A 10497-nucleotide genomic window follows, 5' to 3' on the forward strand; every position below is an offset into this window, starting at 1 on the left:
CCTTTCTCAATTTTTAGGGACGATAACAGCTTTATTTTCTAAGCTGTCTGAAGTGGTGTTGACGTTAAGGCTGAATATTACGCTTGGATCAACTGATTTGATTTCTCGCATTAAAATCACACCTCTTTCATAAGCCAGTCGTAATGAATCTGAAAATGAAATTTCAGATTTGGGAATAAAAATCTCGATTTCAAAAATTTTGTGGTTTGTACTTTTAATCCAATCCATCATTTTTGTAATATCTTCTTTAAGATAAGTGTTGACCTCACCTTTATATTCAATCGTTAACGTATTTCCAGTTATAGTCACCCGTGTTTTATCTTTATTATGGGCGATATCATTATTTCTGTTTTTAACCTGTTTTGGCACTCCTTTAACTATATTTTCATTTTCGATTTGAATTTGAGAGAGCTCATTCTGTGTATTGTTTTTATTCGCTAGCACTTTATCTTGAATGGCAGTATTTAAATGACCGTTTTCAATATCGGGCTGAGTTTTTTGAATTGAATCTTTGACTTGAGTTTTATTTAGTGCGTTGAGTGAATTTTCTTGTTTCGATTCTATTAAATCGGCCTGTTTTTGATAAATCACTTTTCCCTCCCCACCTATCGCACTTTCATAAACGACCAACATGTTATTGAGTAAAAATATCAACATGATAAAAATAAAAATACATAACATGCTCGAAAAGGTATCCACAAAACTTGGCCAGGGATTACTTTCTTCTTCCATTTGAACTCCATTAAAAATATGGATGATGTTGATCACATTTTCACAAAAAAACAAATTAAGATGATATAAAAAAATAATATATCAAAAATTGATATATGCACTAATATAAATTAAATTATTTAATAAAAATAACACATAATTAATCTCTGTTTTCAAGGAAATACTATGGCGACTCAAAAAATATTTGCACAACATAATTCCAGGATTGATTTGTCTTCATTAGGGAATAAAAATCAGGTTCAAGTGGCGATATCAGGACCCGACCTAAAACTAACCTCGCCCCAAGGCAGTGTGACCATTGTGAATGGGGCGATGTATTCCAGCTTAAAAGACAGCCAACTGTCTTTTCAGTTTCAGGATGGTTCTTTAAAAGGTAAAGATTTACTAGGTCAGGTCAACCTTGAGAATATCGACTTTAAAAGCGCCGATACTTTTTTAGTCGATCATGTTCAAAATAAAGTGCTTCAAGAAGAACAGGAAGCGCTGAAACAAAAAATGAGACAGGCCGAAAAAGACAAAGAAGAGGCAGAAAAAGCGAGAGCAAAAGCCGAGAAAGAGAAAGCAGAGGCACAGAAAGCCGCGTTAGAAGCGCAGGAAGCACAAAAATCCTCTCAACAAATTGAAGAAGCGCTCAATGAATTTTTAACGCAAGCGAACACCAAAGCGGCCTTGGCTCAAATCCCCCCTGATGAAAGAGACATCTCTCTGGATTCTGCCTCTTCTTTACATAAAGAATCGAGTACAACGGTAGAAGTTGCCCAAGTCAACAAAAACGCCAACCGAAGCAGTGGATTAAACAACCCGGCCCCAAACCCTAAAATCGATTTAAAAATCAGTCTGGCGCTTGACGACAAGAGTAATAGCAGCGGGCAAAAAGATAATTTAACGAACGTGACTTCACCTAAATTAGTGGGCACCACCATGCCAGGCACTGAGGTGACGATTCAAAAAGGCAGCACAACATTAGGGAGCACCAAAGCGGATGGTCAAGGTAATTTTACCTTTACTCCCACTGATTTAACAGATGGCCCCCATGAATTTATGGCACTGGGAGAATATAAAGGGAATAAAGCCCAGGCAAAATTATCTCTCGTGATTAAATCGAGCACTCAAACCCCTACTTTTGAGATGAATTCAGAAGACATTGCACTCACGCAAGAGGAGCGCTCTGACATTTTTTTGATTAAAAATGTGACGCCGACCATTCACGGGAAGGCGGAAGCCAACACGCAAGTCAGCGTTTATAATAAAAAATCAACCGATGATAAAGGAACACGACTAGACACAGTTCAAGTCAATTCAGTGGGAGAATGGAGCTATACCTTTAAATACCCTCAACTTGCTCAAGGGGGTAACAGTATTAGTGTCGTTGCAGAAGATGCCGCCAAAAACACCGCTGACATCACCAAAACGATTGATTTGGATTCAATCCCTCCAACAATAGAGAAAATTGAAATTGCACAGGATTTTCTTATTAGTGACCGTGTTGCCAATACGAAAACGCCGACATTCAAAATCACCACAGAGCCTGACGCCAGGATTGAACTTTATTTACCAGGCAACACGAATCCGTTAGATGTAAAACAATCATCAAAAGAAGTGGAAGATGGCAAGCAAGCCTATTATTTGAAAATACCTGAATCCACCTTTACGGATGATGGAGACTATAAAATCGAGGTAGTTGCCACGGATAAAAGGGGCAATAGTACAGAAAGAACAGAATTTAACTTTGAGGTGGATACGGTTGAGGTGAGGGACGTAGAAATTACCTTAGAGGATAAAACAGGGGATAAAGCATCAAACTTTACTGACAAGGAATTACCCAAATTGCTTTTCAAGCCGACCGGAAAAAACATCACGAAAATAGAGATTGAGCTCAAAAGCAGTAGTGGTGAGAAGAGTCAAAAACACACACTAGAAAAAGAATCCTGGAATACCTATTGGACGCCGAAAGAAAAATTAACAACAGAGGGGGCATATACGGTTACCGCGACGGCTTATAAAGGGAAAAAACCAGGGAGTCAAAGCACAGAAACAATCTACTTTTACAACACTCAACCTACTATCTCAACGATTGAACTCGACAGGAGTATCCAAGGTCGTGACCCTAAGTATACGAAAAACTCCAAACCAACATTGTTGGTGAAAATTGAGCCACAAGATGCATCCAGGGCATGGAAAGTAGAGTACGAGATAAAAAATAGCAAGGGCTCCGTTGAAAACAGCGAGGTCACACAGCTGAGTAATGCGACCTATACAGTGAGGCCTCAGACTGATTGGAGTCATGGTGAATACACAGTCATCGCGAAACTGTTGGATAAAGCGGGCAATTCTTGGACGAAAAGCGAGGTATTTTATTTTAATGATACCAAACCTGACCCCTCTATCACATTTGCCGAGGGTACTGATTTATATCAAATAGACAATAAAAAAATCATAGACAACGACAGTAAAAAATTCGTGATAAAAAATGCAAAAGGAAACATAGAATTACACGAAAAAGATTTGATTACAGTCAAATTGACAAAAAAAATGGGAGCAAAAACTACCTCTGAATCCTTTAATAATACAGACTCAAACAAGGATTTTTCTTATCACAATCAACAAAAAGAATGGAAATTTTTTCCTGAAAAAAAATGGGAGGAAGCCGATTATCAACTCCAAGTAACCGTAACCAATCAATATGGAAGCGTAGGGACCTCTAAGAGTGAGCTCACCTTCACCATAGTCGATGACGTACAGCAACCCAAGATTGAGCTCTTACGCTCAGATAACACAGCCTATGGTGATGTTACGGGTAACATTACCAACAAAGTTCCTCCCAAATTCAAATTCACTGATATAGACGGCAATGCCGATAAAGTGATCCTTTTAATTAAGGATGCTTTAGTCACGAATTCTACAGAATCAGTCATTTTTGAGGGGAAAAAATTAGATAAGTTGAGGGAGCCTGGTTATGAATATACATCTGAATTGGGCGAAAAAGGTAAAAGTAAAAACTATAATTTAACTGTGACCAGCCATGTGGGAGGTAAAAATAAAGCTTCTGAAGCAATAGAGGTATTGATTGATAATCAATTGACTATTCCAAAAATTATGTTAGATCCAGACACACATCCTATGGTATCAGGGAATAGCGTCAGCTCAACAACACCGACATTTAGGCTGACTGACATCGACACAGATGTCAAAGAGGTCAAACTGACATTTTCAAATAAATCACCATCGATTACCTTCTATCCTAATAAGGAACTTTCTGAAGACTTAAAAAGTAAAGGCGTGTCAGTGTCAAAAAAAGATAAGTATTACACTTACACACCTCAAAAAGAATGGAGTAACGGCACACATCAAATCACACTCACCGTCACAGACCAGGCAAACAATGAAAAGTCATCCGAATACAATGTCACCATTGATACCAGTGAAGTCGCGACACCCGAAATCATCCTTGATAGCAAGGATTCATTTGAACAGCAAAAAAATATCACAAAAAGTAAAAACCCTAATTTTAAATTAAAGAAGATTGCTGAAAACGCCCAAAGTGAGATTCAAATCTCTATTTTTTCTGTTAACTCCAAAAGTTCTTCTACTGAATTGGGTTCGAAAAAAATCACTCAAACCGACGCGATTAAAGGTTTTAATTTAAATTTTCTTACAAAAGACTCTAAAGATGTTGAAATACAAAACGATGGAAAATACCAGATTCAAGCCGTGGTCACATCAACAGCAGGTAGTAAGAGCGCACCTGGAAGCTTAGACTTTACGATTGACAGTGCTGACGCCCCAGCCCCCACCATTGAACTTGTTGGCAATACCGGCACTGATGGAAACCCTGTCACCAATAAAACGCAGCCTGAATTGATTCTCAAGAATATCGATAGCTCCCGCTTAGATTGGGGTAATCCTCAACTGATTAAGGTGACCTTCCTCAAAAAAGGGGGCAGTAACGAGGATAAGAAAACCCAAAATTTTGGACAATCGCAGATAAACATAAAAGAAAGTGATGATGATTCTACTGACAGTGAATATGAGCTCACGTGGAATAAAGAAGGCTTAACTCCTGGCGAGTATACCGTCACAGCCCAGGTGACCTACCAGGCGGGTCAAGTCGGTACAGGTAGTCTGAATAACAATAATGAGATGACCATTTACACCACCCCGCCGAAATCGACGATTAAATTTCTTGAGAAGCTGAATCTGAATAAAGTTGACGATCAATTTAAAGTCAGCAAAAGTCAGATGAAGTTTCAGATTGATCTCAATGAAGAGAATATACCCACAGGAGAAGGAACGACTTCGGTTCAGGTCATATTAAAAGACTTGGAGGGGAATCAACAAAAAACCCAGACAGCTATACTAAATCAAGGGATATGGACTGCAGATTTATCAGAGCCAGATCAAATCTCTAAAGGGGGGACATACCAGGTCGTGGCAAAGGTCACAGATCCGCATGGAAATGAGGGTTCATCTCAGCCGCTGTCCTTTGAATTGCTCGACGGGCTAAACCCCCCCGTGATTAAAATAAATGCTGAAGATCACACCCCTTATAATCAAAACGAAGACCCTAACATTAAGATCACCTCAAAAAGAACCCCGCAGTTTACTTTTGATGAGATAGATGACGTTGTCAATAAAGTGACCGTTTCTGTGTCTAAATCTAAAGATAAAAATGCAGATCCCAAGACAATCAAGTACACAAAAATCCCCGAAGGAAAATGGAAGAATGATGAGGATGATCAGAGGTATAACTCGAATCAAATCCCAATTCTATTTCAAGAAGACGGTGAATATAATATGACCCTGAAAGCGGAAACGACGGGGGGTCTCGAAGCCACTTCAAACAGACTGACTCTCGGTGTGTATGTAAATGTCATCCGCCCGAGCATTGCTGTAAAGGGTAAAGACGAGCGCAGGTTATTGAGCGGAACCGCTAAACCCACCTTTGAGATTAAGAATGTCGATCCGCATGCCAGAGAAATTAACATTACCGCCACCCCTGGAGAATCTGAAGAAACCGCAAAAAAATTTCAGGCGGTGCTCAATCAAGACGGGTCAATAAAAACAAACTCTGATAATGGTTTTTTTGAAAAAATTGAGAGCGGCTACCAATTTATACCTAGTAAAAATTTGGACGAAGGAAAATATAGTATCGTTGTTTCGGTCATCAATGAAGCCAGACAACCCTCTTCAGATTCTTCATCACTGGCGCTGATCATCGATACCATCAAGCCAGCTCAGCCCAGCATCGTACTCTCTGAGGCGAGTAACACCACTCATCCGAAGGACTCTCTTCATGAAAAATGGACAAGTTCCAGGAAGCCGACATTTACTATCGACCTGAAAGACAACAATACAGATAATCCCATCAAAAAGGTGGAGGTCATGGTTAAAGGCGTAGGAAACAAAACATATATCGCTCAAAAAAATAATTCAACCAATCAGTTTGTTACAGAGGGTGAAAGTGAAAAAGGTGCATTCTCATTAGAGATTAATAAGAAATTAACCTTTACTCCTGATGATGAATGGGGGAAAGGCGAATACAGCCTGTCAGTGAAAACCTATAATTCAGTGGATCAACCTAGTGATGTTTCTAAAAAAGAAGTGGTTAACGTTAATGATGATCAACCTGATCGACCCAAAATTGAACTGGCCCATGCTGACCAAACGAATCCATTGAAAGAAAAAAGTTTTGAACATATCACTAAAAATGGGAGCCCCAAATTCGCCATCAGCAACATCGATTTAAAAAAAGACAACATACATGAAAAAGCCGTCACCATCAGCATTACCAAAGGGAGTAACTCCATCATCTCGGGCACAAAAGTGACATATGAAAACGGCCATTTTTTTTATAATACGTCCAACTTACAGGGTAGCAGTGGAGATGGCAAATATACAGCCACAGTCAGGGTCACCAATAAAGCGGGGATACCATCAACATCCGACCCATTTGATTTTGAAATCGATACCACTGCTCCCAATCCACCCGAGATTGACTGGACATCAGGCTCCTTAGTCACAACCACCGTCACAGATAACAATGTCCTCAAAACAGTCGCAAAAAGAGACGAAGATTTCGTTTTTCAGGTCAAAACAGATAAAGAGATTGACGATCCAAAATATATTACAGCCAAGATTAATAATAATTTGCTAACTAAACCACCAAAAAAAATCGATAAAAAAGAAGAAGGGAAAAACATCTGGGAGTTTACCTATACAGATCTTCTTCCAAAAGGCAGTAATAGATTATCGGTCGAAGTCAAAGACAAAGCGGGCAATACAAACAACAGTGCGGAAAGCGACTTTATGGTACTGAACGAATTGCCCGCCCCCAAAATAGACATGGCCCATAACACCAATGCGGAGGGGAAAACCAGCACGCCTTATATGATCAACAAAGCCAATATGGGTAAAGCTGATAAGAGAAAGTTAAACATTAGCCTGGATGATAATACGCTATTTCCGTATGTTGAGATGAAGGCGGAACTCATGACATCCCCAGATTCAAGCGCTGAGCTCTCTATCAAAAAAAATCATGATAACAACTGGACAGTGGAGATACCCGAAAGGCAAGCTGATGATCAATATACATTGAAAGTCACCGCCACAGATGTGTTAAAAATGACGCAGAAAACCGAAGTAGGTTTTGAGGTTGACACGACCCTTACCAACATACCTGTTATCGAACTGAAAGATTCGGGCACAAAGAGTTCTGACTCCACAGACGCACAGGAAACAACACAAACAAAGCCAGTCTTTATGATTCGAAACATCCCGGAAGATATCTATAAGATAAACATTAAAATTTCAGGAGATTCAAAAGAGGATAATTATAATGTAGAGAATCTGACTAATCTTACAGATAAATCAAAAGAGTGGAGTGGTATTCAAAATGCTTTAAAAGATAACCAAACATACTCAATCACAGTCACTTTTACAGACAGGGCAGGCAATACAAGCAATAATGGTGATGCTCCATACAAAATCAAAAAAATCGCCCCATTTGTTTTCAAAGATCCGGAACTCATACTCGATCCGGAGACCGACTCAGGCACTCAGGGGGATTTCAAAACGAATCATAACCAACCTGTTTTAGTCTTTAAGAACACGAGCGATGGAGAGGTGAGTGGGGGTAATCTGACGCTTAAAAATAAAAATAATACTAAGAGTTATACATATCCTTTTGCAGGATTCGAGCATAGAGCTGGTAGCAAAGAATACAAAATTGATTTAACAAAAAATAATTCTTTAAGTACTCAAGAAAAAACAGCCTTTCCAGCAGGAGAATACAGAATCACTGTAGAGTTGACTTATGACAATAATGAAACATATCAGAAGAAAACCACTTTAAATGAACCCCTGATCATCAACCGAGATAAACCCGCAGCAGTTTCTAATGTTAAGTACACTTTCAATGAAACAGATGGAGTGAAAACCATCAAGATAGAAGGGAACAAACCAAAAAACACAGATATTTTCATTCAATTTAAAGGTCAAAGTGAGATAAATATCACAAAAAAAGGCAATACCTCTGTATTCGACGTGGAGGCCTTCGACACTACCCAATCCTGGGGGCAACAGAAAAGCTTTACCCTCTTCGTTAAAGACGATATCGGCAACCAATCCGAGAATACTCAGGTCGACATACCACTCCCGCCTGCCATCACTCGATATCGTGCTTTAGACGAGAATCAACTTGAGGTATTTGTCAAAAAAGAAAACCTAAAACAAGGCGATAAAATTGTTCTTAAAAATCAAAGTAATCAAAAATACGAACATACAGTGACTGCAGTTAATTTAAGCAACAATAGTTTTCAATTTACAACTAACAAGGAATTCACAGGCAAATTTACGGCTTATGTCATCCGGGCAGAGCGGCACGAAAGCGAAAAAATTGAAAGAACGATACCCAAGACTCCTACAGAAGTGGATTACACTTTCGTTGGGAACGGTAAATTTTTTAGCGTCAAGGGAAAGGTAAAAGAGGGAGAAACATTAAATACAAAGCTCTCAGGTATTGATAATACTCAAAAAAGTCATAAAGCCTATAAAGAGGAAGTGGTAAGGACGAAAGTAATAGAACATAACGTCAATGAAATGAAATTCGAGGTGTTTTCTTCAAATGAAGAGGGCGGAGAAAGTCAGTCGATTATAAAAACAATTAATCCTGTAGTTCTTTATTGGGATTATACTTCGGGGCACTACTTCATAAGGTTTAGTGGTTGGAAACCCGAGAATGATCATAAATTAGGGGCTGCTTATCCTAAAGAACCCTTTAAATATTCACATGAATTAAGGGTGGACGCTGCACTCATAAAATATAAGACATTACCGTACAAAAGTAGTCAAAATTATCGAGTCATTGAATTTGATGACAGTTTTTTGTATGAATTGTGTAGATATGTGAATTATGACCTCTTCGAGGATATAAGGAAAAGGGGCGCAAAAGATTTTTTCTGGAAATTTAACGGATTTGAACCAGGAGCACTTTATAACTCGATGAAATTTATCAGCCTGGAAGAGGTTTTAAAATTTATAAAAAGTGATGAATTATGGGATCCTGATGGCGATATCGATAAAAAAAATCACTTAATGAGGGTATTGACAACGCAATGGGACATTCGGCCTGTTAACGTTAATACCGAAATATCCAATGGGAATATTATAATCAAAGGAAAAATCAACAAAAAAATAGAAGGAGAAATATTTTTGTTAGATGGTAATAGCAATCCTATATCTCAGAGATATTCAACCACATATTCTGATGACGAAAGGGGTAACATAAATTTTGAAACAAAACTTGATGGGGTTATTCCAAATCGCTCGAATATGTACCTTTATTTCAAAACTAAAGACATAAGTAACTCAATTATCTCTTTTTGGGTAAATATTAAATCAGATCCAGAAAATAATCATGATAATAGAGAAAAAGACATGTTCCAAAAACTGTACGCAAAAGCTAAAAAAATATTAGAAAGTGGTAAAAATTACGATACTGTGTTCTCTGAAATAAACTTTGATGAAGAAATGGATGAATCTCCGAAGACCGAGGAACATCAATCCGACCCTGAAACAACCCATCAAACCAAACAACCAACCGAAAGCTCACCTGAAGAATCGACAACAGAAGATCCATCTGAACGCTCTAAACGCAGCACCTCACTCACAGAGCAAGAGGAAAACCCTGTAGACACTGGGGCACAGCAAGTCAACCTGACTCAACCCCAAAAACAAGATATCCCACCTGAGCTGGTGGAAGAGCCGAAAGCGGCCGCACTACAAAATTCGATTGAATTACTCAACCCCATCACATCAGATGAAAACACCACCGCGGATCTCACCCCCAGCTTCACACTCAACGCCCCGAAAGAAACGCCTGATGCCGTCAAAGCGATGGTCACCCTGGATAATCGCCCCGAATATGCGCTTGAGCTCATTGACAACCAAGGGGTATTCACTGTCGAGATGCCGTTAGCAGAAGGCCCACATCAACTCAAGGTGAAATTTATCGATCCAGATGGGGATTGGATCTGCCTGGATAAAACGTTCACCATCGATGCGTCTTCTGAAAGAATACTGAGCAGCCTGGAAACCCCAGACAGATATCAAAGCGACCTTTCAACAGGCTCAAAAACGAGCCCGTCAAAAGAAAATGCGGATATTTTAATGATGACGCCTGTTTTACATCTGCCTGAGCATGAGGAGGAATCTACGTATTACTCATGATATGGGTGATGGTCATGTCAACAAGGCCGAGACATCTCG

The 10497-nt window shown here is 39.1% G+C and carries 2 protein-coding genes; one reads left to right on the forward strand and one right to left on the reverse strand.

Annotation, left to right across the window (positions count from 1 at the left end; translation table 11 throughout):
- Nucleotides 1-6: 6 nt before the first annotated feature.
- On the reverse strand, nt 7-732 hold the full coding sequence (locus tag AACL23_RS06320; RefSeq protein ID WP_100096897.1) for a hypothetical protein: 726 nt from the start codon (nt 730-732) through the stop codon (nt 7-9).
- A 165-nt stretch (nt 733-897) separates the two neighbouring features.
- On the opposite strand from AACL23_RS06320, the gene AACL23_RS06325 reads away from it, so the two are divergent.
- Complete coding sequence (locus AACL23_RS06325; RefSeq protein WP_339050763.1) at nt 898-10458, forward strand: Ig-like domain-containing protein; 9561 nt, start codon at nt 898-900, stop codon at nt 10456-10458.
- Nucleotides 10459-10497 lie beyond the last annotated feature (39 nt).

This window comes from Candidatus Williamhamiltonella endosymbiont of Tuberolachnus salignus, from assembly GCF_964019775.1.
GTDB lineage: Bacteria > Pseudomonadota > Gammaproteobacteria > Enterobacterales > Enterobacteriaceae > Hamiltonella > Hamiltonella defendens.